Below are 22,423 nucleotides of genomic sequence, written 5' to 3' on the forward strand. Positions count from 1 at the left end.
TAGCAGGGGAACCGTGTCGCGGCACGGCTCCTCCCGCAGTGTCGTTCCGACCCCGCCGCGGGCTCAAACCCATTTCGGTACGTGGACTCCGGCGGGGCCTCGCACACCCCCCGCGGCGGGGCGGCGGGGACCGGCCGGTTTTCCCGCTCCGTGCACCGGCGGGTGATCGACAGAGTAAGGTAAGCCTTACCTCTGCCGCCGCCGGCGGGTGCATCCAGGAAGGTGTCAGGTCAGGATTCCGTGCGGTTATATCTGCTGGCGCGCAACCCCACCGACTCGGTCACGGACGGCTTCCTCCCCGCCGCACGCCGCCTCGGCCTCGACGTCACCGTGCTCACCGACCAGCCCGACGCCCACCGGCGCCGCGCCCCGGAGCCGGAGACCCTCGGCTGCGACGTAGGCGACTTCCGCGCCGTGATCGGCCGCATCTCCGCCCACCGCCGCCCGGACGCGGTCTTCACCAACAGCGACCACCTCCAGACGCAGGCCGCGCTCGCCGCCGACTACTTCGGTCTGCCCGCCAAGAGCTGGCGGGCGGCCCTGGCCACCAAGGACAAGGCCGAGATGCGCCGCCGGCTCGCCGCCGCCGGCGCGGACCCGGTGCGGGCTGCGGAGCTGCCGGCCGGGGCGGACCCGGCGGCGCTGGACGTGCCCTACCCGTGCGTGGTCAAGCCGCGCGAGGGCGTCGCCAGCGAGGACGTGGTGCTTGCGGCCGACGCGGCCGAGCTCGTGCGGCTGTGTGCGGAGATCCGGGCGCGGCGGCCGGGCGAGGCACTGGTGGTCGAGGAGTTCCTGGACGGCGAGCTGTACACGCTGGAGACGCTGGGCGACGGCCGCGTACGCCACCTCCTCGGCGGCTTCCACACCGAGCTGTCGCCGCCGCCGTACTTCATCGAGGAGCGCATGTCCTACGTGCCCGCGCACCCCGGGCCCGTGACGGCTCAGGTGCTCGGGCAGCTCGACGCGCTGGGCGTCGGGTTCGGCGCCTGCCACACCGAGTTCGTGGTCAGCGCGGGCCGGGCCCGGCTCGTGGAGGTCAACTACCGCGCCATCGGCGACCAGTGCGACCTGCTGCTCGCCCGGCTGCTCGGCATCCCGCTCTTCGCGCACATCCTCCGTACGCACCTCGGCGAGCCGCTGCCCGCGGATCTGGAGGCACGGACGGACGGCCGGGCGCGGCTGGCGTATCCGTGCGCCCGCTCCGCCGGGACGCTGACGGCCGCACCGGGTCCGGCGGACCTGGTGGTGGACGGGGTGGAGCTGACGTACCGGCCGCTGCGCGCGGTGGGCGAGCGGCACGAACTGCACCGCACCAACCGGGACTTCCTCGGCGTGGCCCGCGGCATCGGCACCGACCAGCGGCGGGTGGACCGGGCGGTGGCGGACTTCCTGGCCGCGCAGCGCTGGGAGATCACGCCGTGAGCGGGGCCGCGCCGGACTCCGCGGGCGAAGCGGACGTCGAGGAGGCGGAAGAGGCGGAGCTCACGCTGCGCGTGCTCAGCGCGCTGCTGCGCGAGGACGTCGCGGGGCTGCGCACCCGTACGACGACGCACGACCGGGCGGACGGGCGCTGGCTGCGCCTCGCGGACCCCGCCGGGCCGGGCGCGCTGCTGCTGCCCGTAGCGCCGGACGGTTTCCAGGGCACGTACGGTGCCCGGCTGCCGCTGCTGCTCCGCGCGAGCGGCGACGAGACCACCGAGGTCACCGGGCTCGACGCCGTCCTCACCGCCCTGGCGGGCCACGCGGCGCCCGAAGACCGCGGCGGCTTCGCCGACTTCGCCGCGGAGTGCCGGCAGACGGTGGCGGCGACGCGGCTGCACGCCGCCACCCGGGACGGGACGGCCGCGGCGCTCACCGGGCGGTACGGGCCGGACCCGGCGCGCTGGACCGGACACGCCGGCACACTCGCGTACGACACCCTCGCCGCCCGCCTCGACCACCCCGTCTACCCCACCTCACGCAGCCGCGCCGGCCTCGGCGAGGCCGAACTGCTCGCCCATGCCCCGGAGTTCCACCCGCGCTTCGCCCTGCGCTGGCTCGCCCTGCCGTACGACGCCCTGACCCTGCGCGGCGCCCTCGACCCGGCCGCCGCGCCCGGGCCGCCCGCCGCCTGGCCCGCCCCCTCCGCCCTCGGCCTGCCGGCCGCGCTCGACCGCACCCATCTCGCCCTGCCCGTCCACCCGCTGACCCTCGGCGGCCCGCTGGACGGCGCGCTGCGCGCCACCGGCCTCGCCGGGCGGGCGGCGCTCGCCCCCGTTCCGTACCTCGACGTGGTGCCGACGCTCTCGATGCGTACCGTCGCCTCGGCCGCCGACCCGCGGCTGCACCTCAAGCTGCCGCTGGCCACCGCCACCCTGGGCCTGCGCAACCGGCGCACCGTCAAGCCCGCCACCCTGGCCGACGGGGCGACCGTCCAGCGGCTGCTGGAGGCCGTCGTCCGGCGCGAGCCGCGCTTCCGCGGCACCGTGCTGCACGCCGACGAGACCACCTACGCGCACGCCGGCCACGACCTCCTCGCCGCCCTGTGCCGCCGCCAGCCCGCCGGGCTCGACGGCGCCCTCGTGGTGCCGCTGGCCGCCCTGCTGGCGCCCGCCCCCGGCGGCCGGCTCGTCGTCGACCACCTCGCCGACCGCTGCCACGGCGGCGACCCCCTCGCCCTGCTCGACGATCTCCTCACCCTCCTCTTCGACTTCCAGACCACGCTCTTCGGCTACGGCGTCGCGCTGGAGTCGCACCAGCAGAACGTCTCGCTCGTCCTCGACCCGCCCGACCGCACCGCCGACGGCCGCCCGCGCGTACGGCTGCTGCTCAAGGACGACGACGGCCCGCGCATCCACCACGCCCGGCTGCGCGCCGCGCTCGGGCGCGACGCGCCGGGCCCCGGCGACTTCGCCGACGCCCGCACGCTGTGCGACGGCGACGGGCCGGTGGCCGACGTGTTCGCCACCATCACCGTCCATCTGTGCGCCGGGGCCTACGCGTTCGGCCTCGCCCGGCACGGCCGCGCCCCGCTCGCGACGCTGCTCGCCCTCGTACGCGACCGCCTCACCGAGGCCGTCGACCGGCTCGGCACCGGCCCCGGCCGGCCGGGCGCCGTGCTGCGGGCGCACGTGCTCGACGCCGCGCACCTGCCGGTGAAGGCGATGGTCACCGCCGGCACGCTCCTGTCCAAGGAGCGCTCCGGGGCGGCCGACATCAACAAGCACTACACCACAGGACCGAACTATCTCCGCGCCGCGGCCGCCCCCGAGCCGCGGCCCGGCACCGTCCCGTACCCGTCCATCGGCTGGAACCGTTGATGCCCCTTACCGCCTCACCCGCCACCGTGCCCGCGACCACCTCCCCCGCCGGCCTGCCCACCGCCGACGAGGCGGTCGCGCACACCCTGCTCAACTGCCTGCTGCGCGAGGTCTGCGGACCCGAGCGGCAGGCGACCCTCGACGGCGGCCGGCTGCTGCTGCGGCTGTCCCGCCGGGACGTGCTGCTGCGCGTGGCGCTGCGCCGCACCTCGCTGCTGGGCGCGCACCGCTTCCGCGGGCCGGTCGCCGAGTGGCGCGACGGCGACTGGGCGGAGGTCGGCTGGCGGCGGGTGGCCGAGCATGTGCAGGACGAGCTTTCGGCACGTACGGGCGTGCGCAACGACGAGTTCCTGGAGCAGGTCGCCGCCAGCCACCGCGGTACGGCGGATGCGCTGGACGCCGTACGGAGCCGGCCGGCGCCCGCGGCCGGCTCCGGGCCGCTCGCCGCGTATCTCCACTCCGAGCAGTCGCTCCCCCTCGGCCACCGCTTCCACCCCACGCCCAAGGCCCGCGGCGGCGGCCCGGCCGCCTGGTCCGCGTACGCCCCCGAGGCCGGCGCCGCCTTTCCGCTGCGCCACCTCGCGGTACGCGCCCACCTGGCCGCCGAGGAGAGCGCGCGGCCCGGTGCCACCGACCCGCTCGACCGGCTCCGCCCGGTCCCCGACGGCTACCGCCTGCTGCCCGTCCACCCCTGGCAGTACGAACTCCTCGCCGGCCACCCGGCGCTGCGCGCCGCCCTGGACCGTGCCGACGTGCTCGACCTCGGCACCGGCGGCCCGCCGTGCACCCCGACCGCCTCCGTGCGCACGCTGCACACCGGGGACGGCTTCCTGAAGTTCAGCCTCAACGTGCGCATCACCAACTGCGTGCGCAAGAACTCCCGTTACGAGCTGTCCGGCGCGGTCGCCCTGACCCGGCTGCTGCGCCCCGTGCTCGACGCCCTCGCCGCCCGCCACCCCGCCGCCGCGCTGCTGCGCGAACCGGCGTACCGCAGCCTGGCGTTGCCGGGACCGGGCGGCGTGCCGGATCCCGCGCTGCTCGAAGGCCTCGGGGTGATCGTCCGCGACGGGCTGAGCGGCGTGGTGCGCCCCGGTGTCACCCCGCTGCTCGCCGGGGCCGTCGCCGACGAGTACCCGACCGGCCCCGCGCACCTCTCCCGGCTGCCGCCCGCCGCCCGCCCGCAGACCGCCCTCGACTGGTGGTCGGCGTATCTGGACCTGCTCGTCCCGCCCGTCCTCGCCGCCTACTTCGAGCACGGCGTGGTGCTGGAGCCGCACCTGCAGAACGTGCTGCTGTGCGTCGACGCCGAGGGCATGCCGGCGCAGGTGGTCTTCCGCGACCTGGAGGGCGCCAAGCTGCTGCCCGACCGGCACGCCGACGCCCTCGCCGCGCTGCCCGCGCAGGTGGCGGGGCCGATGACGTACGACGCGACCCGCGGCTGGCACCGGGTGGTGTACTGCCTGCTCGTCAACCACGTCGCCGACATGCTCGCCGCGCTCGCCGACCTGCACCCGCGGGCCGAGGCGGCTTTGTGGGCGCGGGTCCGCGGTGTGCTGCTGGGCTGCGCCCGCGACCTCGGCGACCCGCCCCGGCTGCGCGCCCTGCTCGGCGGGGCGCCGCTGCCCGCGAAGGCCAATCTGCTGACGCGCTGGGGCCGCCGCGCGGACCGCGAGGCGGGCTACGTCCACCTGCCGAACCCGCTCGCCGCCCCGGAACCCGACTCGCCGCGCCGGAGCCACCGTTGACCGCCCCGCCCCCCGCCGTGCTGGCCCGCCTCGGCTCCCTCGCGCCCGGGGAGCTGCCCGCGTACGTCTACGACCTGGCGGCCCTGCGCACCCATGCGGCGGCGGTGCGCGCCGCCCTCCCGGCGCCCGTCGAGCTGTACTACGCCGCCAAGGCCAACCCCGAACCGGCGGTCCTGGCCGCCCTCGCGCCGTACGTCGACGGCTACGAGGTCTCCTCCGGCGGCGAACTCGCCCACGTGGCCGCCGCCGCGCCCGGCCGCCGCCTCGCCTTCGGCGCGCCCGGCAAGACCCCCGCGGAGCTGGCCGCCGCCCGCGCGGCGGGGGTGCACCGCGTGCACGTCGAGAGCCTGCACGAGCTGCGCATGCTCGGCGAGCAGACCGCGGGCGAAGCGGCGGAGGCGGGCACGGACGTCCTGCTGCGCGTCAACCTGCCCGTCGCCGGCGGCTCGTTGGCGGGCAGCGCACTGGCCATGGGCGGCCGCCCCTCGCCCTTCGGCCTGGACCCCGCCGACTCCGAGGAGGCCGCGCGGCTGCTCGCCGGGGGCGCGTACCCCGGGCTGCGGCTGCGCGGCGTGCACGCGCACCTGGCCAGCGGGCTGGACGCGCCGCGGCTGCTCGGCGTGGCGCGTTCGGTGGTGGCCGGGGCGCTGCGGCTCGCCGGACGGGCCGGGCTCGGCGCGTCCGGCCTGGAGGTCAACGTCGGCGGCGGCATGGCCGTCGACTACGCCGCCCCCGAGGGGCGGTTCGACTGGCGCGGCTACGGCGCGGGTCTTGCGGAGCTGGCCGCGGCGCACCCCGGGCTGACGCTGCGCATCGAGCCGGGGCGGGCGCTGAGTGCGTACTGCGGCTGGTACGGGACCGAGGTGCTGGACGTCAAGCGCAGCCACGGCGAGGAGTTCGCCGTGGTCCGCGGCGGCACCCACCACCTGCGCACTCCGGCGGCCAAGGGCCACGACCAGCCCTGCACCGTCCACCCCGCGCCCCGCCCGTGGCCGCACCCGTGGCCGCGGCCGGCGGCGCACGGGAGGTGGGTCACGGTCGCGGGGCAGCTCTGCACGCCGAAGGACGTGCTGGCGCGGGACGTGCCGGCGGCGGGGCTGCGCGCCGGGGACCTGGTGGTGTTCTCGCTGGCGGGCGCGTACGCCTGGAACATCTCGCACCACGACTTCCTCATGCACCCGCGCCCCGGCTTCCACTTCCTCGGCGGACCCGGGTGAACCCCCGGGGGGAACCCGGGCGAAGGGTCAGCGGCCGAGGAGGTGCCGGCCGCGGCCGGTCAGCCGGTGCACGACGTGCGCGCCCGCGCGCTCGCTGCGCACCAGCCCGGCGCCGCGCAGCACCGTCAGATGGCCGCTGACGGTCGACGCCGGCATGCCGAGGCGGGCGGCGACGGACCCGGTGGTGGCGGTGGCGGCCAGCGCGTCGAGCACCCGGGCGCGGGCGGTGCCGAGCAGCGCGGCGAGCGCGGGCGGCGGCCGCACCGGGCCGGGCACCGCCGGGTGGCGGCGTACCGGATAGACCACCACCGGCGGCAGGGTGGGGTCGGCGATCGCGATCGGCGCGGTGTGGCAGAAGAAGGACGGGATGAGCCGGACGCCCCGGCCGCGCAGCCGCAGGTCGTAGTCGACGGGGTACGGCGCGGTCAGCACCCCGCCGCGCCACCGGAAGGGCCGCAGCGTGCCCAGCACCGCGGGCATCCCGCCGTCCAGCGCGGCCATCCGCCACTCGCGGTCCGCGGCGATCGTGGCCTCCACCTCGCTCCACTCCGGCACGATCAGCCGCGCGTGGAACTGCCGTACGGCGTCCGCGATCCGGCCGAGCTGCGCCCGGTCCCCCGCCGCGAGCCGACGGGTCCACGCGGGCAGCGGCCGGTGCCGGGCGGCCTCGCGCAGCTCGCGGGCGAGCCGCCGGCCGGGCGTGGCGAGCAGCGTCTCCAGCGCCGCGGACAGGCCCTCCTCGGACTCGACCGGGGTGAGGAAGTCGGGGAAGTACGCGGCGTCGGCGGGCGCCAGGTCGCGCAGCAGCCGGCAGGCGGCGCGCAGTTCGCCGCCGTGCAGCCGCGCCGCCGCGCGCCGCCGCCACGGACGCAGCCGGGTAGGCAGGCGGCCCGGGGGCGTGCTGAGCACGTGCAGCCCGAGGATCGCCTCCCACATGGGGTCGGCGGTCCCGGTCAACTGCACGTGCCGGAAGTCCCGGTCGCCGAAGTGGATGCGCAGCGTGCCGGCCATGCCCGTCACGCTAGGGCCCCGGACGGGGTCGCGCCGTGGGCTTTTCGACCGAGCCGGAAAAGCACCGCCCGCCGCGCCGCGGGCCCCCGCCTACGATCCGTGGCCTGACTCGGGAGCGCAGAAGCCCGGGCCGGCGGACCCCGGCCCGGTGCCAGGTAATCGACACGGCCCAGGAGGTCATGGTGAGCGAGACCCGTCCCACCCGCCGACGCGTGCTCAGGGCCGCGGGCGGCCTCACGGCGGCGGTGGCCGCCGGAGGCGCCGGCGTCCTCGCCGGGGCATCACCCGCCGGCGCCGCGAACGACGGCTTCGGCCTGCGGATCACCGACCGCAACGAGTCCGACCCGCGCATGTGGTACTACCGGTTCGCGACCGACGCGATCGGCTGGGACCCGGGCGTCAACGTCCTGCTCCCCGACGGCTACCACGACAGCGGGCTCCGCTATCCGGTGCTCTACCTGCTGCACGGCGGCGGCACCGACGCGGACTTCATCCAGTTCGACCGGCTCGGCATCCGGGCGCTGACCGCCGGCAGGCGCGTCATCGTCGTGATGCCGGACGGCGGCCACGCCGGCTGGTACTCCAACCCCGTCTCCTCCAACGCCGGGCCGCGCAACTGGGAGACGTTCCACATCGCGCAGCTCCTGCCGTGGATCGACGCCAACTTCCGCACGTACGCGGAGTACGACGGGCGCGCGGTCGGCGGGTTCTCGATGGGCGGCTTCGGCGCGCTGAAGTACGCGGCCAAGTACTACGGGCACTTCGCCTCGGTCAGCTCCCACTCGGGACCGGCGAGCCTGCGCCGGGACGCCGGGCTCGTGGTGCACTGGGCGAACGTGTCGTCGGCCGCCGTGGAGCTGGCGGGCGGCACCGTCTACGGCGCACCGCTGTGGAACGAGGCGCGGGTCAGCGCCGACAACCCGATGGAGCGCCTGGGCAGTTACCGCAACAAGCGGGTGTTCCTGGTCGCGGGCACCAGTCCCGACCCGGTGAACTGGTTCGACACCGCCAACGAGACCCAGGTCCTCGCCGGCCAGCGGGAGTTCCGCGGCGCCCTGGCCGGGGCCGGCATCCCGCACGAGTGGCACGAGGAGCCCGGCGGGCACGTCTTCCGCCCCGAGGTGTTCCGCCGCGACCTCGACGGCATCATCGCCCGGCTGCGCAAGGCCTAGCCGGATCCCGTACGGGCCCCTCCGCGCGCCGTACACCCCCACACCCCCACAACCCCCCACCCCAGGAGACCCGATGCGCCAGCACCGCACTCCACGCTCTCCCCGCTCCCGCCTCGTCCCGACCGCCATCGCCACCGCGCTGGCGGCCACCGCCGCCTGCGCCGTGCTGGCGACCCCGGCCGCCGCCGCGCCGGGCCCCGGCCCCGGCCCCACCGTGGCCTCCGTGCTGGAGCGCGGCACGGCCTCCGGCACCGCCGTCGTCAGCGGGCAGAACCGCCCCGGCACCCGGCTGCACGTCGACGGTGAGCGGACCGCGGCCGCCCGTACGCTGGACGTCGACTACCAGGTCCAGGAGACCGGTTACTGGTGCGGCCCCGCCGCCACCCGCATCGCGCTGTCCGCGCGCATCGCCCCGCCCGGCCAGGGCGCACTGGCCGCCCAGCTCGGCACCACCGAGGCCGGGACCGACCACATCAGCCAGGTCACCGGCGTGCTCAACGCCAACCTCGGCACCGGCTGGTACGAGACGAAGGAGATGCCGAACGACCCGCCGACGCAGGCCCAGCGCGACCTGCTGTGGCGGGACGTCGTGCTCGACATCGACAACGGCTATCCCGTCGTCGCGAACATCGTCGCCCCGCCCGGCAACCAGCCCCCCGGCTACCCGCCGGACCAGACGATCTACCACTACTTCACGGTGATCGGCTACGACGACGCCCAGCGCACCGTCCTCATCGCCGACCCGGCGTCCTTCGGCGGCAACCAGATCTACTGGCTCTCCTTCGACCAGCTCGCCACGCTCATCCCGCCGAAGGGCTACGCCGCCTGACGCCCCCGGGAGCGCCGGGGCCCGTCCGCGGGAGGGCGGGCCCCGGCGGCTCTCACAGGCGGCGGGGCAGGCCGCGCAGGATCTTGCCCTCGGTCGACAGCACGTAGTCTCCGCCGTCGAAGCGGCGGGTGCGCGCGAACATCAGGTACAGGTACTTGAAGTTCTCCGCGAAGGCGTACGCGGGGAAGAGGTCGCCCCGGCGCATCGGGGAGGTCGTGACGTCCTCCAGGATCGTCTAGCCGCCGGGGACGCGGGCGTGGGCCTTCATGCCCTCGAAGTACTGCCACGCCGTGCGGCGGTAGAAGTCGTCCCTCGTCAGCCAGTACAGGTCGAAGGCGCCGTTGACGTACTCGGGCCGGAACTGGTTGCCCCGCGAGGTCGGCGTCATGGTGCCGTAGTCGATCTCCTCGGGCAGCACGGGCCAGCGCTGCAGGACCGACTCCCACGAGCGGTGGTAGCGCTCGCCGAGGCGCCGGTCGCCGCCCTTGGCGACCAGGCCGCCCCAGAACGACGCCAGCTCCGACTGGCGGCGCCCGGTGGTCTCGCCGGTGGCGAAGTCGACCTGGCGGTACCAGACGTGGCCGTCCCACTCCTCCACCAGGTGCTCGGTCATGGCGCCGTTGAGCAGCCGCCACCAGCGCAGGCAGTCCCGGTCGCCGAACAGCTCCCAGGCCCCCCACAGATACTCGTAGAAGGAGTCGACGGGCGGGTTGGGGCCCTGGTCCGTCGGGTCGGTCCAGCGGCCTGTCTCGACGTCGAGCCGGGTGCCGAGGAGGTCGAGCGAGGAGCGCCGGTCGAGCACGGCGCGGTAGGCGCGCTTGGCCGCCTCGTAGTACCTGCCGTCGCCGGTGAGCTTGGAGAGCATCCCGAACTCCAGGATGTTCGTGCCGATCTCGGCGAGCGGCGGGGTGGTGCCGTGGACCTCGCCGGTGCGCAGGTTGGCGCGGGTGTACGGCATGCCGGTGGGCGACTTGGTGAACGCCGGCAGCAGCCGGTCGGTGAAGTCGACGCACAGGTCGAGCAGCGACTGCCGGCCGGTGACGAGGTGGCCGGCGAGCAGCCCGCCGACGACGCGGATGATGGCCTCGAAGACGTGGAAGTCGGCGTCGATGTCGAAGTCGAGGTTCTGCTCCAGCCAGTCGGCGGCCTCCGTCAGGTCGTCGTCCAGCTCCATCACGTACAGCGTGTCCAGCGCCTCGATCACGGACAGGCCCACGGGGTGGCCCGCGGCGAAGAACTCGTTCCAGGTGCCGGAGACGGGCCGTACCTCGTCGTGGCCCCAGGCGGCGGCGCGGTAGCCGTTCCAGGCGTGCAGGAACTCGGCGCGGATCTCACGCGCGGCGTGCGGCCCGGGGGGTACGCGTACGGCGGCCGCGGGGTGCGCGGCCGGTCCCGGCACGGCCCGCGCGGGCGCGGCCTGCGCCAGGGCGCCGGCGCCGGCGGCGGACGTCGCGGCCGCGGCTGCCAGCAGCCGGCGGCGGGAGAGAGGGGTGCGGTGGTGTGCGGCGGTGCCCATCGATGCTGCCCCTTCGCGGTGTGGACGCGCCCCCCGACGCGCCTGACATCGTTGTCACATGCGGTCGTGCATCGAGGCTAGCGGGGCTCGGGGCGGTGTCAATGGCGCCCGCGGAGTGTCGCGGTACCCGCGGGACGGGCTCCGCCGTGCGCGACCGGGTGGCCCCGCGGTCCGTACGGCAGCCGGCGTACGCGCCCCGGGCGCCCCGCGCGAGCCCCCGCGGCGACCGCCGTCCGATGGGGCATCATCGCGCCATGACCGACTCCGCAGCCGCCGCGGGCGGCGGGCGGGTGGCGCACGGCCGGGTGCCGATGACGGGCCGCGACCCCGAGGAGCGCGGCCGGGCCGTCACGCCGCTGGAGCTGCTGTTCGACCTGACGTTCGTGGTCGCCGTCGGCACCGCCGCGTCGTTCCTCGCCGAGATGGCCGCCGAGGACCACGCCGGGAGGGCGGTGGTGGCGTTCACGCTGGCGATGTTCGCCATCAGCATCGCGTGGATCAGCTTCAGTTGGTTCGCGTCCGCGTTCGGCACCGACGACTGGCTCTTCCGGTCGCTGACGATGGTGCAGATGATCGGGGTCGTCATCTTCGCCCTCGGCCTGCCGGCGATGTTCCACTCCGTCGAGAAGGGCCACCACCTGGAGATCCGCGCCATCGTCATCGGCTACGTCGTCATGCGGATCGCGATGGTGGCGCAGTGGTGGCGGGCCGCCCGGGAGTCACCCGCGTACCACGACGTGTGCATGGCCAACATCCGCTGGACCGTGATCGCCCAGGCCGGCTGGCTCGTGGTGGGGTTCACGAACCTGTCGTTCGCCCAGGTGATCGTCGCCTACGTGGTGTTCACGGCGCTGGAGCTGCTGCTGCCGGTGCTCACCCAGGGCGGCGCGGGCGGGACGCCGTGGCACCCGCACCACGTCGCCGAGCGGTACGGCCTCTTCGCGATCATCACGCTCGGCGAGGGCGTCGTCGGCACCGTCGCCTCCTCCGGCGACCTCCTCGGCGGCCCGGAAGGCACCGAGTGGACGGCGAACGCCGTGGCCGTCGTCGTCGCCGGCGTCGGGCTGACCTTCGGCATGTGGTGGGTGTACTTCACCACGCCCTTCGGCGACATCCTGGTGCACCGGCGGGCCCGCGGATACCTCTTCGGCTACGGGCACATCCCCGTGTTCGCCGGCATCGCGGGCGCCGGCGCCGGGCTGCACGTGGCCGGGCTGTTCCTGGAACACCACGCGGCGATCGGCGAGACGGCCGTGGTGCTCTCCCTCGCGCTGCCCGTCGGCCTGTACCTGGTCGTCGTCTACGCGCTGCACACCCTGCTGCTGTCCGCCAGGGACCGCTTCCACGCGCTGCTGATCTCGCTCACGCTCGCCGTGCTGGGCGCGGCGGTGCTGCTCTCCGCCGCCGGGACCCCGGTCGCGGTGTGCCTGCTCGTCGTGATGCTCGCCCCGTTCGTCACCGTCGTCGGCTACGAGACGGTCGGCCACCGGCACCAGCGGCGGGTGCTGGCGGAGCTCAGAGCCCGCCGTTCCCCGTCGTGAGCAGGAACTTGCCCACCGCCACCAGCAGCCCGAAGAAGACCGCGACGCCGATCAGCACCACGGAGAGGCCGCGCGCCGCGCGCTGCGATCGTCCCGAAAGCCGCCGCGGCGAGTCGTCCGCCTGCCGGAAGCCCGCGGACACCACTCCGGCACCGCCCAGCAGCACGGCGGCAGCCACCCACCACCACTCCACGTCCGTCCCCTCCAAGTTCCCGCCCACGCACACCGGACACCGCACATCCGGCACCGACCCCCGGGCGCCGTACGCCCGGCCCCGCACCCCGCGGTGCGCCGCTCCTCGCCGCCGGCCTACTCCTCGCGGCTGCGCAGTTCCAGGCCGAGCGCGCGGAACTGCTCGACGGGCCGGTGGTAGCCGCGCTCGATGTGGTGCACCCCGCGCAGCGTCGAGCCGCCGGTGGCGACGGCCGCCGCCAGCACGGCGGAGAACCCGGCGCGGATGTCGGGCATCGTGACGTCCCCGCCGCGCAGGGCGCTGACGCCGCGCACGACGGCGGAGTGCAGCGCGCCCGTGTCGTGGTAGCGGCAGGCGGGGCCGCCCAGGCAGGTGTCGTACACCTCGATCTCGGCGCCCATGCCCTGCAGCGCGGAGACGTACGCCAGCCGGTTCTCGTACACCGTCTCGTGCAGCACCGACATCCCCTCGGCCTGCGTGAAGAGCACCATCAGCGGTGTCTGCCAGTCGGTGGCGAAGCCCGGGTGGGTGTCGGTCTGCACGGCCGCCGCGCGCAGCGCCCGCGGGGCCGACGCCGTGATCCACTCGTCGGTGATCTCGAACCTGGCGCCCATCCGGGCCAGCGTGGTGATGGGCGTCACCAGCCGGTCCTGCGGGCAGCCGTGCACCCGCACCTCTCCCCCGGTGACCAGCCCGGCGACCAGATAGGAGAACGCCTCGATGCGGTCGCCGCCGAGCCGGGTGGTGGCGCCGCCGAGCGTGTCGACGCCCTCGACGACGATGCGCCGGTCCGGGTAGAGCGAGATCCGCGCGCCCATGCGCTGGAGGAACAGCGCCAGCTCGACGATCTCCGGCTCGGTCGCGGCGTTGCGGATGACGGTGCGGCCCTCGGCCCGTACGGCGGTCAGCAGCACCGTCTCGGTGGCGCCGACGCTGGGGTACGGCAGATCGACGCGGGTGCCGCGCAGCCGGGCGGCGCGGGCGTGGATGCCGTCCTCGGCCAGCTCCACCTCCGCGCCGAAGCGGCGCAGCGCGTCCAGGTGGAAGTCGACGGGCCGCCGCCCGATCGGGTCGCCGCCGACCATCGGCACGAACGCCTCGCCGGTCAGGTGCAGCAGCGGGCCCAGCAGCAGGATCGGGATGCGGTTGAGCCCGGTGAACGCCTTGTCCACGCTCGGATCCGCCACCGGCCCCGGCACGACGGTGACCTCGCCGTCGGTGCGCTCGACCTTCATGCCCACGTGCTCCAGCATCCGGGCGGTGATGCCGACCTCGCCGACGTCGGGCGCGTTGCGTATGGTGCTCGGCCCGGAGCCGAGCATCGCGGCCACCATGTGCTTGCTGACCGCGTTCTTCGCCCCGCGCACGGTGACGTCACCGCGGAGCGGTCCGGACGGCTCGATCTGCCACAGCTTCCCAGTCACCCGTGCAGCCTACGACCGTACCCCGGGAGCCTCTCCCCCGGCCCCGTAGCGGCTCCTGTACCAGCTCACGGTCGCGGGGGCGTCCCGAACGGGTGAGGGAGGCGGTGCGGCCTACACGCTGCGGAGTTGTCTGCGTACGCTGTGGTGGGATCGCGACCACGACGTGGACGGACTGCCCCGGGGGTGCCATGGGATTCGGCTTCGGCCAGCGGCGCGGCGGGGAACTCCCCGTGGAGCTCACCGGCTTCGTCGGCAGGACGGAGGAGATCGCCCTCATCCGCTCCGAGTTGGCGCGGTCGCGGCTCGTCACGCTGGCCGGCCCCGGCGGGGTCGGCAAGAGCCGCACGGCGATGCGCGCCGCCGCCGGGCTCACCGCCCGCTTCCCCGAGGGCGTCTGGCTGGCGGAGCTGTCGGGGCTGCGGGATCCGGAGCTGCTGCTCACCTCGCTGGCGGCGGTGCTGGAGCTGCCGGAGCAGCCGGGCTTGGGCACGCTCGACGCGATGGTCGCGCATCTGCGTGAGCGCCGGCTGCTGATCGTCCTCGACACCTGCGAGCACCTGATCGGCGCCTGCGCGATGCTCTCCGACGTGCTGCTGCGCGAGGCCCCGGGCGTCAGCGTGCTGGCCACCAGCCGGCAGCCGCTCGACGTGCCGGGCGAGCGCTGCCTGACGATAGCGCCCCTGGATCCCGCCGACTCGCTGGAGCTGTTCGTGCAGCGCGCGGCGTCCGTCGTGACGGGCTTCGCGGTCACCGACGCCAACCGCGAGCAGTTGCTCGCGCTCGTCGGCCGGCTCGACGGGATGCCGCTGGCGCTGGAGCTGGCGGCGGTCCGGCTGCGGGCGGTGCCGCTCGCGGAGCTGGCCACCCGGCTCGACCGCCGCTTCGAGGTGCTGACCGGCGGCCGGCGCACCGCGCACGCCCGGCACCAGACGCTCCGTACCGCCATCGGCTGGTCGCACGAGCTGTGCACCGCGCACGAGCGGCTGCTGTGGGCCCGGCTGTCGGTCTTCGCCGGCTCCTTCGACGTCTCGGCCGCCGAGCGGGTGTGCGCGGGCGGCAAGCTGGCGCGCGAGGACGTGCTGCCGGCGCTGATCGGCCTCGTCGACAAGTCCGTCGTCCAGCGCACCGGCGAGGACGGCGACCGCTACCGGCTGCTGGACTCCATTCGCGAGTACGGCGCGAACTGGGTTGCCCGCGCCGGCGACGTCGAGGCGGTGCGCGAGCGGCATCTGTCGTCCATGCGGGAGCTGGGGCAGCGCTTCTGGGACGAGCTGCTGACCCCGGCGCAGCCCGGGCTGCACGCGGACGTACGGGAGCGGATCGCCGACCTCCGGGTGGCCATGGCCTACGCGTACGACACCCCCGAGCGGGCCCGCAACGGCCTGTGGCTGGCGGCGCAGCTCACGCCGTACTGGCGCGCCGCGGGCACGCTTTCGGCGGGCCGGCACTGGAACGAGGGGCTCGACCTGGCCCCCGAGGTCTGCGAGGAGCGGGCCTGTGGCCTGCTGATGACCGGGATCTTCGGGATCTGGACGGCGGACCTGGCGACGGCGGCGGAGCGCTTTCCGCTGGCGCGGAACGCCGCGGAGCAGGCGGGGACGGAGCGCGTCGGCCGGTTCGCCGACGCGTATCTGGGGGCGCTGACGGCGCTGGGCGGCGAGGTCGACGAGGGCCTGGCGGCGCTGGCGGAGGCGCGGGAGCGGATCGTGGCGGCCGGGGACGGCCTGGAGATGGGGGTCGTGCACTACGAGGAGGCGCTGCTGCGCGCCGTGCTGGGCGACACCGGCGAGGCGCTGCGGCTGTGCGAGGCGGGGCTCGGGTATCTGGAGAGCACGGGCGACCGGCAGTTGTTCGCCTCCACGCTGATGGTCCAGGGCGCCATCCAGTGGCTCGCCGGGGAGTACGAGACGAGTGTGGAGCCGCTGCACCGCGGGCTGGAGGCCGCGGGCGGGATCGGCGAGGCGCTGATCGTGGCGCCGGCCTGCCTGGCGCTGTCCTGGCACGCCGCCCGGGAGGAGCGGTACGTCAGAGCCGCCTGGCTGCTCGGCTACGCGGAGAACAGCCGGCGCCTCAGCGGCGACCCGGTGAGCATGCTGCCGTCGCTGCTGGAGCAGCAGGAGTCGGTGGAGAAGGCGGTGGCGGAGGCGCTGGGCGCCGAGGAGTTCGGCCGGTGGCGCAGGCGCGGGGCGCGGCTGCCGGGGGCGGCGGTCCTCGCGGCGGTACGGGCCGGGGCGGACGAGCCGCCCTGCACGGCGGCGGAGCCCGTGGCGACGGCGCTTCGCGCGGCGGACGGCGGGCCCGCTGCGCCCGCCCTGACGCGGCGGGAGCGCGAGGTGGCCGCGCTGGTGTCGCAAGGGCTGTCCAACCGGGAGGTCGCGGAGCAGTTAGTGATCTCCAAGCGGACGGCGGACGCGCACGTGGAGCACATCTTCGCCAAGCTGGGGATCACCTCGCGCCGCGAGATCCCCGCCGCCCTGGACTAGTTGCCCCTCGCCGGCAGCGGTGCGGTCGCGACGAGCGTACTGCCGCCGCGCGGCGCTCCGCCGCGACCCGTGACCGTACGCTCGGCCCATGACGCTCACGTACGAGTGGCGCGGCGATTTCGACAACGCCGACGTCAACGCCCTGCACGCCGAAGGCTTCCACCACCGGGTCCTGGACATCGACTGGCGCGCGCAGCTGGACCGTCACAGCCTCGGCTGGGTGTGCGCCCGCGACGGCGGCGCGCTCGTCGGCTTCGTCAACGTCGCCTGGGACGGCGGCGTGCACGCCTTCCTCCTGGACACCGTCGTGCCCGCGGCACGGCGGCGCGAGGGCATCGGCGCCGGACTGGTCGCGGCGGCGGTGACCGGTGCCCGCACGGCCGGCTGCGAGTGGCTGCACGTCGACTTCGACGACGAGTTGCGCACGTTCTACGTCGACGGCTGCGGCTTCCGGCCGACGTCCGCGGGCCTCATCCCGCTGACAGGCTGACCTGCGCGCACCGCGGCGACGGCGCGGCGACGCCGCGCGGCCACCGGCTCTTCGCCCGCCCGCCCCGTCACATGTCGCCCATGGGCGGCTTTGCACCGTTGCCCGGCCTCCGGCCGCGGCCGGAGGATGGCGGTCGTCGGGGCTCCACGAAGCCGCCTGGGGAGGCCGCATGAGGTCGAGCAGCCGGATCCGTCGCGTATCCGCCGTCCTGGGCGGTGCGTTGGCGTTCGTCCTCGCCGTACCGCACGCCGCCACGGCGGCCGCCGCGCCGCCGCAGGCGCTGCCGGCGAACGCGGACAGCCTGGAGCAGGCCTTCCAGCCCGCGTACGACTACGACACCGACGGCTGCTATCCCACGCCGGCCATCGGCCCCGACGGCACCGTCAACCCCGGGCTGGAGCCGGGCGGCGCGCTCGACGGCGGCTGCCGCGACGCGGCGGACCTGGACAACACCAACGGCTACGCGCGCGCGAAGTGCAACAACGGCTGGTGCGCCGTCGTCTACGGCCTGTACTTCGAGAAGGACCAGGCCCTGCCCGGCACCGGCCTCTTCGGGCACCGGCACGACTGGGAACACGTCGTGGTCTGGATCCGGAACGACCAGGCGCAGTACGTCTCGACCTCCGCCCACGGCGACTTCGACACCTATTCCCGCGACGAGATCCGGTGGGACGGCACCCACCCCAAGGTCGTCTACCACAAGGACGGCATCGGCACCCACGCCTTCCGCCCCGCCACCGGCAACGACGAGCCGCCGGAAAACCACCGGGGCGGCTGGCAGTTCCCCGCCCTCGTGGGCTGGAACGGCTATCCCGCGGGGCTGCGCGACAAGCTCGCCACGACGGACTTCGGCAGCGCCCACTTCGGCCTGAAGGACTCCTCCTTCGTCTCCCACCTGGAGAAGGCCCTGCCCGCGGGCATCCCGTTCGACCCCGGCGCCCCGTAGCCCGCGCGGCGGTGCGGCGACCTCACTCCCCCAGCGACGACAGGTCCTTCTTCCCGATCGTCGCGGTCTGCAGCAGGTCGGTGATGAGGTTGTGGTTGAGCGCGTTGCCCACGGGCGGCGGCACGTCCTTGGCGGTCAGCCCCGGGACCCCCTTGTCGCTGAGCTTCTTCCGTACGTTGGCGACGGTGTGGGCGGCGCTCTTCTCCGTCCAGTTGCGCGCCGGCTGGAGTCGCTGCAGCTCGTCCGCGACCTGCGCCCAGGTCAGCGGCTGCGGCTGCGGGTCGCCCTGCAGATAGCGCTGGGCGAGGCAGACGATCACGAGCCGTTCGTGGTCCTCGAGGTCGCGTTCGTCGCTGAGGGTCGACTCCTCCTGCACGGTCGGGCCCCCGGCCGCCCCGCCGGGCCTGGCCGCGGAGATCCGTACCTCCAGCAGATGGTCCTGGCGGGGCGAGACGACGAACAGCGGGGTGTAGCCGGCGGGCAGGAACGCCTGGTCGCCGCGGTGCACCAGCCGGGAGTCCGGGAAACGGATGGGCCGCTTCCCGGTGTTGGTCAGCACCCAGCGCGCGTACTGGCGGGCCACTATCCCCTGCCGGCGGCTGACGTGCTGGTCGCCGCCGCCGACGCAGACGTGCACCTCCGGCTCGTTGCGCCCGAACACCACGGTGAAGCCGGCGTCAGGTGCCACGCTCATCCCGCCGTTCGAGCCGAGCACGAACAGCGTCTCCGGCAGCGGCGGCACATCGGCGGGAGGCAGCCCGCGGCTGAGGCTGCCGACTTCCTTCGGCAGCAGAATGATCTTGCTCGCCATGGCGGGGTACCCCCTTCTCCGGGTGACTGCGCCTCACCGTAACCATGCCCGCCCCGGAGGGGTCCCGAGCCCGGGAGGCTACGCGTTCGATTCCGGCTGCGGGGCACCCCAGGCGGTCTCACCGCCGGCCTCGACGCTGTACGGGCCCGGACCGCGCACGGCGGCGGGGATGCCGGGGCTGGGCGAGCGCTGGGACATCCTCTTGACGCCGTCGACGTGGATCTCGTAGGTGACCTCGCCGTAGTGGGACAGGTCGATGCTCCAGGCGGCCCTGCCCTTCTCCCGGGGCACCTCGACGGTCTTGCGCCAGGGCAGCGTGACGTCCTTCAGCATGACGGGCTCGCGGTTGACGGCGTACGTCATCTCCTCGACCGGTCCGTCACCGGTCAGGGCGATCTCGACCGGGACCGGCTCGGGCGGCGGTTCGGGTTCGGGTTCGTCGGCGGGCGGCGCGGAGTCCTCGGCCGCGGGGCGGGCGTTGTCCCGGGGCTCGGACGGCGGCTCGTCGTCGCGCAGGCCGAGCCAGACGGCGGTCCCGACGCCGGCCGCCAGGGCCGCCGCACCGCCGAGGAGCAGGCCGCGGCGGGGGGAACCGGTCGGTGCCAGCGGCGGGTTGGCGGCCTCGCCGGCGTGCGCGTCGATCGCCGCGAGGACCGGCGCGGGCAGCCAGGCGGCGCCGGGCGGCGGGGCGTCAGGGCCCGCGGCCGCGGCGAGGTCTGCGCCGAGTGCGGCGGGCGTCGGGCGTTCGTCGGGCTCCAGGCGGCGGCATCCGGCGATCAGTTCGCGCAGGGCGGCGTCGTCCTCGGGGCCGGTCGCGTCGCCGGACTCGGTGCCGCGGGCGTAGGCGTAGGCGAGCGTGGAGCCCAGCGAGTACACGTCGGTGGCCGGCCCGACCACGGCGCCGGCGACCTGCTCGGGCGACATGAAGCCGGGGGTGCCCGCGAGTTCCGCGGGCTGCGCGGCGGCGGCGATACCGAAGTCGACGAGCTTGGGCCCGTCGGCGGTGAGCAGCACGTTGGCGGGTTTGACGTCGCGGTGGACGACCCCGGCGCGGTGCACTGCGACCAGCGCCTCCGCGAGCCCGGCGGCCAGCCGGCGTACCGAGTGGGCCGGGAGCGGCCCGAACCGCTCCACCGCCTCGTGCAGCGAGACGGACGGCACGAACTCCGTCGCCATCCACGGCACCGGGCCGCCGGGGTCCGCGGCGACGACCGGCGGGCTGTGCACGCCGCCCGCGGCGGCGGTGGCCGCGACCTCCCGGACGAAGTGGTCCCGCGCCTCCGGCCGTCGCGCCCGCTCGGCGTGCACGACCTTCACGGCCACCAGCCGCCCGCCGCGGGAGCGGCCGAGGTAGACGACGGCGGTGGCGCCGCTGCCCAGGCGCGCCAGGATGCGGTGTCCGCCCAGGGAGCGGGGGTCGTCGTGTTCAAGGGGCTCCACTCGTGCCTCCGTTCGGCCGGCGTGCGGTGGGGGGTCTGATTGCCTGTACGTACCCGTCCGGAAGGCCGGCGACGACCAGCCCGGCGGGGCCCGCGGTGACGGCGTGGACGACCCCGTCGCCGTCGTACGTCCACAGGACGTCCCCGTCGGCCGGGTCCAGAGCGTACAGCCGCGGACGGTCGTCCGTGGTGCCGTCCGCCGTAACGCTCCCCCAGACGTGGACGGCACCGCCGGCGAGGCCGGCGAACTCCACGGCCGGCTCCGACCAGACGACGCGGCCGGTGTCCGCGCGCCGCGCCTGGAACAGATTGTTCTCGGTCACGAAGAGCATGCCGGCGCCGGCGGCGTGGACCGTGCTGGGGTACGTCAGCTCCTCGTCCCAGACGACGGCGCGGTCTTCCGCGGTCAGGACGACGAGGCGGAGGTAGGTGTCGCAGACGAAGACGAGGCCGTCCGCGGCGAGTACGGCGGTGGTGTTCTCGGCGGGGTGGCTCCAGCGCTTCCCGCCGTCGGCGGCGTCGAGCGCGGTGACGTCCTCGCCGTCGTCGGCGAGGACGAACCCGGAGCCGGGGGTGAGGGAGAAGGCGCTGGCCCCGGCGGACCAGCGTTCGCTGCCGCCGCGGCTGTCCAGGGCGACGACGCCGTCGGTGGCGAGATAGGTGAGGCCGCCGGCGGCGGCGACGGCGTGGACGATGCCGAACTCCTTCCGGTACGTCCAGCGTTCGTCGCCCGAGGCGGGGTCGAGGGCCTGGACGCGCGGGCTCTCGGCCTCGGGCGGGTCGACGAGGTAGGCCGTGCCGTCGCCGGTGGTGAACTCGCCCCCGTCGCCGGAGCCCCAGCGGCGGCGCCACAGCTCGTCGCCGTTACGGGGATCGAGGGCCTGCACGCCGCCCTTGTCGCCGCCGTGGGCGAACACCACGCCGCCGGCGGAGCGGAGGCCGAGGGAGCTCTCGCCGCGGTAGCGGGCCCGTACCCCCCAGACCTCCGCCGCCTCGGCGGGCGGGGTGCGCCCCGCGCCGGAGTCCTCGTGCCGGCGGTGGGCGCCGGGGGGCGGGGAGTCGTCGAACGCCTCCAGCAGCGGGCGGGCGAGGGCCGCCGCACCGGCGACGCCTGCGGCGGTCAGGGAGACGAGCAGCGCGCGACGGCGGGGCCGGGGCGCGCCGCCGCCGGGGGCGGCGGCCCCGCCGCGGCGTTCCCGCCGCCCCGCTTCCCCGGCGTTCCCTGGCTGTCCCGCCTCCCCCGTCGTGCCGGTCGCGGCCGTTTCGGCGAACGGGTCCGCGGTCGCCTCCCCGGGCCGTACCGCCCCGGCCACCCCTTCCTGCGGCCACGGCGCGCGGGCGCTGCGGGCGTCGATCTCCTCGGCGAGCGCGGCGGGCAGCCAGCGCGTGCCGTGCACGCTGGCCGCGGGCTCCCCCAGCAGGTCGAGCAGCGCCGCCGCGGCGGGCCGGCGGCGCGGTTCCGCGCGCAGGCAGGCCGCGACGACGGTTCGCAGCCTGCGGTCCGTCACACCGGCGAGGTCGGCCTGCCCGCGCTGGACGCGCTGCAGCGTGTCGATCCGGTTGCCCGCGTCGAACGGCGCCTTGCCCGCCGATGCGTACGCGAGCACCGAGCCGAGGGCGAACACGTCGGCCGGCGGCCCGGCCCGCCCGCCGGCGGCCTGCTCCGGCGACATGAACCCGGGCGTGCCGATCAGCGCGCCGTCCTGGGTGAGGGTCGCGGAGTCCTCGGGGCGGGCGATGCCGAAGTCGATGACGCGTGGGCCGCCGGGGGTGAGCATGATGTTGCCGGGCTTGAAGTCGCGGTGCACGAGGCCGGCGCCGTGGATCCCGGCCAGCGCCTCCGCGAGCGCCGAGGCGAGCAGCCGTACCACCGCGGCGGGCAGTGCGCCGAAGGTGCCGACGGCCTCGTCCAGCGGGAGACCCGGCAGATACGCGGTCGCCAGCCACGGCGGCTCCGCGTCCGGGTCGGCGTCCACGAGCGGCGCGGTGTACGCGCCGGTGACCCTGCGGGCGGCGGCGACCTCGCGGCGGAAGCGGGCGCGGTAGCGGCCGTCGCCGACCAGCCGGGGGCGTACGACCTTGACCGCGACGAGCGTCCCGGCGGGCGAGCGGCCGAGGTAGACCACGCCCATCCCGCCGGCGCCGAGGCGCTTCAGCACGCGGTATCCGCCGATCTCCCGCGGGTCCCCGCGCTCCAGCTCCGCCAACGCGCCCCTCCCCTCCGCGTCCGGGCCGCCGTGCCGTGGGGCCCTGTGCATGCCGGCCGTGCCGACCAGCCGAAGCGTAGGCCCACCGGGTGCCTCCCGT

Annotated in this window: 16 protein-coding genes and 1 pseudogene; 10 read left to right on the forward strand and 7 right to left on the reverse strand. The window is 75.6% G+C overall.

The window, feature by feature from the left end:
- The first annotated feature begins 240 nt into the window (after positions 1–240).
- From ABGA99_RS16250 to ABGA99_RS16265, 4 genes are read left to right on the forward strand one after another with little or no spacing between them, the layout of a single operon-like run.
- Complete coding sequence (locus tag ABGA99_RS16250; protein WP_347581335.1) at positions 241–1,422, forward strand: ATP-grasp domain-containing protein; 1,182 nt, start codon at positions 241–243, stop codon at positions 1,420–1,422.
- The gene (locus tag ABGA99_RS16255; RefSeq protein WP_347581334.1) at positions 1,419–3,299 is read left to right on the forward strand and encodes an IucA/IucC family protein; all 1,881 of its coding nucleotides are present in this window, start codon (positions 1,419–1,421) and stop codon (positions 3,297–3,299) included. The genes ABGA99_RS16250 and ABGA99_RS16255 overlap by 4 nt, the downstream gene beginning before the upstream one ends.
- Positions 3,299–5,044 (forward strand): IucA/IucC family protein, encoded by a 1,746-nt coding sequence (locus ABGA99_RS16260; protein ID WP_347581333.1) that lies wholly within the window; start codon positions 3,299–3,301, stop codon positions 5,042–5,044. Before ABGA99_RS16255 ends, ABGA99_RS16260 begins: the two co-directional genes overlap by 1 nt.
- Positions 5,041–6,261, forward strand: a complete 1,221-nt coding sequence (locus ABGA99_RS16265; RefSeq protein ID WP_347581332.1) for a type III PLP-dependent enzyme — start codon at positions 5,041–5,043, stop codon at positions 6,259–6,261. The genes ABGA99_RS16260 and ABGA99_RS16265 overlap by 4 nt, the downstream gene beginning before the upstream one ends.
- Before the next feature lie 27 nt (positions 6,262–6,288).
- On the opposite strand, the gene ABGA99_RS16270 is transcribed toward ABGA99_RS16265, so the two are convergent.
- Complete coding sequence (locus ABGA99_RS16270; protein WP_347582875.1) at positions 6,289–7,272, reverse strand: winged helix-turn-helix domain-containing protein; 984 nt, start codon at positions 7,270–7,272, stop codon at positions 6,289–6,291.
- A gap of 179 nt (positions 7,273–7,451) precedes the next feature.
- Between ABGA99_RS16270 and ABGA99_RS16275 the strand changes: the two genes are divergently transcribed.
- Entirely contained in the window at positions 7,452–8,444 is a 993-nt protein-coding gene (locus ABGA99_RS16275) for an esterase family protein (RefSeq protein WP_347582876.1), read from the forward strand.
- A 73-nt stretch (positions 8,445–8,517) separates the two neighbouring features.
- Positions 8,518–9,273 (forward strand): C39 family peptidase, encoded by a 756-nt coding sequence (locus ABGA99_RS16280; protein WP_347582877.1) that lies wholly within the window; start codon positions 8,518–8,520, stop codon positions 9,271–9,273.
- Between the two features lie 52 nt (positions 9,274–9,325).
- Here the strand turns inward: ABGA99_RS16280 and ABGA99_RS16285 are convergent.
- Positions 9,326–10,789, reverse strand: a pseudogene (locus ABGA99_RS16285) (glycoside hydrolase family 47 protein).
- A 254-nt stretch (positions 10,790–11,043) separates the two neighbouring features.
- Here ABGA99_RS16285 and ABGA99_RS16290 point away from each other — a divergent pair.
- The gene (locus ABGA99_RS16290; RefSeq protein WP_347582878.1) at positions 11,044–12,330 is read left to right on the forward strand and encodes a low temperature requirement protein A; all 1,287 of its coding nucleotides are present in this window, start codon (positions 11,044–11,046) and stop codon (positions 12,328–12,330) included.
- Here ABGA99_RS16290 and ABGA99_RS16295 read toward each other — a convergent pair.
- Together ABGA99_RS16295 and murA are read right to left on the reverse strand one after the other, a co-directional pair.
- Positions 12,305–12,550, reverse strand: coding sequence for a hypothetical protein (locus tag ABGA99_RS16295; RefSeq protein WP_347581326.1), 246 nt, complete (start codon positions 12,548–12,550; stop codon positions 12,305–12,307). The genes ABGA99_RS16290 and ABGA99_RS16295 overlap by 26 nt on opposite strands.
- A gap of 89 nt (positions 12,551–12,639) precedes the next feature.
- Positions 12,640–13,947, reverse strand: coding sequence for a UDP-N-acetylglucosamine 1-carboxyvinyltransferase (gene murA, locus ABGA99_RS16300; RefSeq protein WP_347581325.1), 1,308 nt, complete (start codon positions 13,945–13,947; stop codon positions 12,640–12,642).
- A 188-nt stretch (positions 13,948–14,135) separates the two neighbouring features.
- On the opposite strand from murA, the gene ABGA99_RS16305 reads away from it, so the two are divergent.
- From ABGA99_RS16305 to ABGA99_RS16315, 3 genes are all read left to right on the forward strand, one after another.
- Positions 14,136–16,430, forward strand: coding sequence for a LuxR C-terminal-related transcriptional regulator (locus ABGA99_RS16305; protein ID WP_347582879.1), 2,295 nt, complete (start codon positions 14,136–14,138; stop codon positions 16,428–16,430).
- Positions 16,431–16,518: 88 nt separating this feature from the next.
- On the forward strand, positions 16,519–16,920 hold the full coding sequence (locus ABGA99_RS16310; RefSeq protein WP_347582880.1) for a GNAT family N-acetyltransferase: 402 nt from the start codon (positions 16,519–16,521) through the stop codon (positions 16,918–16,920).
- A 169-nt stretch (positions 16,921–17,089) separates the two neighbouring features.
- The gene (locus tag ABGA99_RS16315; protein WP_347582881.1) at positions 17,090–17,866 is read left to right on the forward strand and encodes an NPP1 family protein; all 777 of its coding nucleotides are present in this window, start codon (positions 17,090–17,092) and stop codon (positions 17,864–17,866) included.
- 22 nt (positions 17,867–17,888) lie between these two features.
- Here the strand turns inward: ABGA99_RS16315 and ABGA99_RS16320 are convergent, their stop codons facing one another.
- From ABGA99_RS16320 to ABGA99_RS16330, 3 genes are all read right to left on the reverse strand, one after another.
- Complete coding sequence (locus tag ABGA99_RS16320) at positions 17,889–18,677, reverse strand: hypothetical protein (protein ID WP_347582882.1); 789 nt, start codon at positions 18,675–18,677, stop codon at positions 17,889–17,891.
- A 78-nt stretch (positions 18,678–18,755) separates the two neighbouring features.
- Positions 18,756–20,117: a serine/threonine-protein kinase gene (locus tag ABGA99_RS16325; RefSeq protein ID WP_347581320.1), complete on the reverse strand. Its 1,362-nt coding sequence runs from the start codon at positions 20,115–20,117 to the stop codon at positions 18,756–18,758.
- Positions 20,104–22,323 carry a PQQ-binding-like beta-propeller repeat protein gene (locus ABGA99_RS16330; RefSeq protein WP_347582883.1) on the reverse strand — a complete coding sequence of 740 codons (2,220 nt, stop codon included), beginning with the start codon at positions 22,321–22,323 and terminating at the stop codon, positions 20,104–20,106. Before ABGA99_RS16330 ends, ABGA99_RS16325 begins: the two co-directional genes overlap by 14 nt.
- Between the last annotated feature and the right edge of the window lie 100 nt (positions 22,324–22,423).

The organism is Streptomyces sp. B5E4 (genome assembly GCF_039871555.1).
Lineage (GTDB): Bacteria > Actinomycetota > Actinomycetes > Streptomycetales > Streptomycetaceae > Streptomyces.

Bases quoted from the DNA above. Each gene is read 5' to 3' on its own strand.
- ABGA99_RS16260 (WP_347581333.1), top strand. From the start codon at position 3,299: ATGCCCCTTACCGCCTCACCCGCCACCGTGCCCGCGACCACCTCCCCC.
- ABGA99_RS16270 (WP_347582875.1), bottom strand. From the start codon at position 7,272: ATGGCCGGCACGCTGCGCATCCACTTCGGCGACCGGGACTTCCGGCAC.
- ABGA99_RS16275 (WP_347582876.1), top strand. From the start codon at position 7,452: ATGGTGAGCGAGACCCGTCCCACCCGCCGACGCGTGCTCAGGGCCGCG.
- ABGA99_RS16280 (WP_347582877.1), top strand. From the start codon at position 8,518: ATGCGCCAGCACCGCACTCCACGCTCTCCCCGCTCCCGCCTCGTCCCG.
- ABGA99_RS16290 (WP_347582878.1), top strand. From the start codon at position 11,044: ATGACCGACTCCGCAGCCGCCGCGGGCGGCGGGCGGGTGGCGCACGGC.
- ABGA99_RS16305 (WP_347582879.1), top strand. From the start codon at position 14,136: ATGGGATTCGGCTTCGGCCAGCGGCGCGGCGGGGAACTCCCCGTGGAG.
- ABGA99_RS16310 (WP_347582880.1), top strand. From the start codon at position 16,519: ATGACGCTCACGTACGAGTGGCGCGGCGATTTCGACAACGCCGACGTC.
- ABGA99_RS16315 (WP_347582881.1), top strand. From the start codon at position 17,090: ATGAGGTCGAGCAGCCGGATCCGTCGCGTATCCGCCGTCCTGGGCGGT.
- ABGA99_RS16320 (WP_347582882.1), bottom strand. From the start codon at position 18,677: ATGGCGAGCAAGATCATTCTGCTGCCGAAGGAAGTCGGCAGCCTCAGC.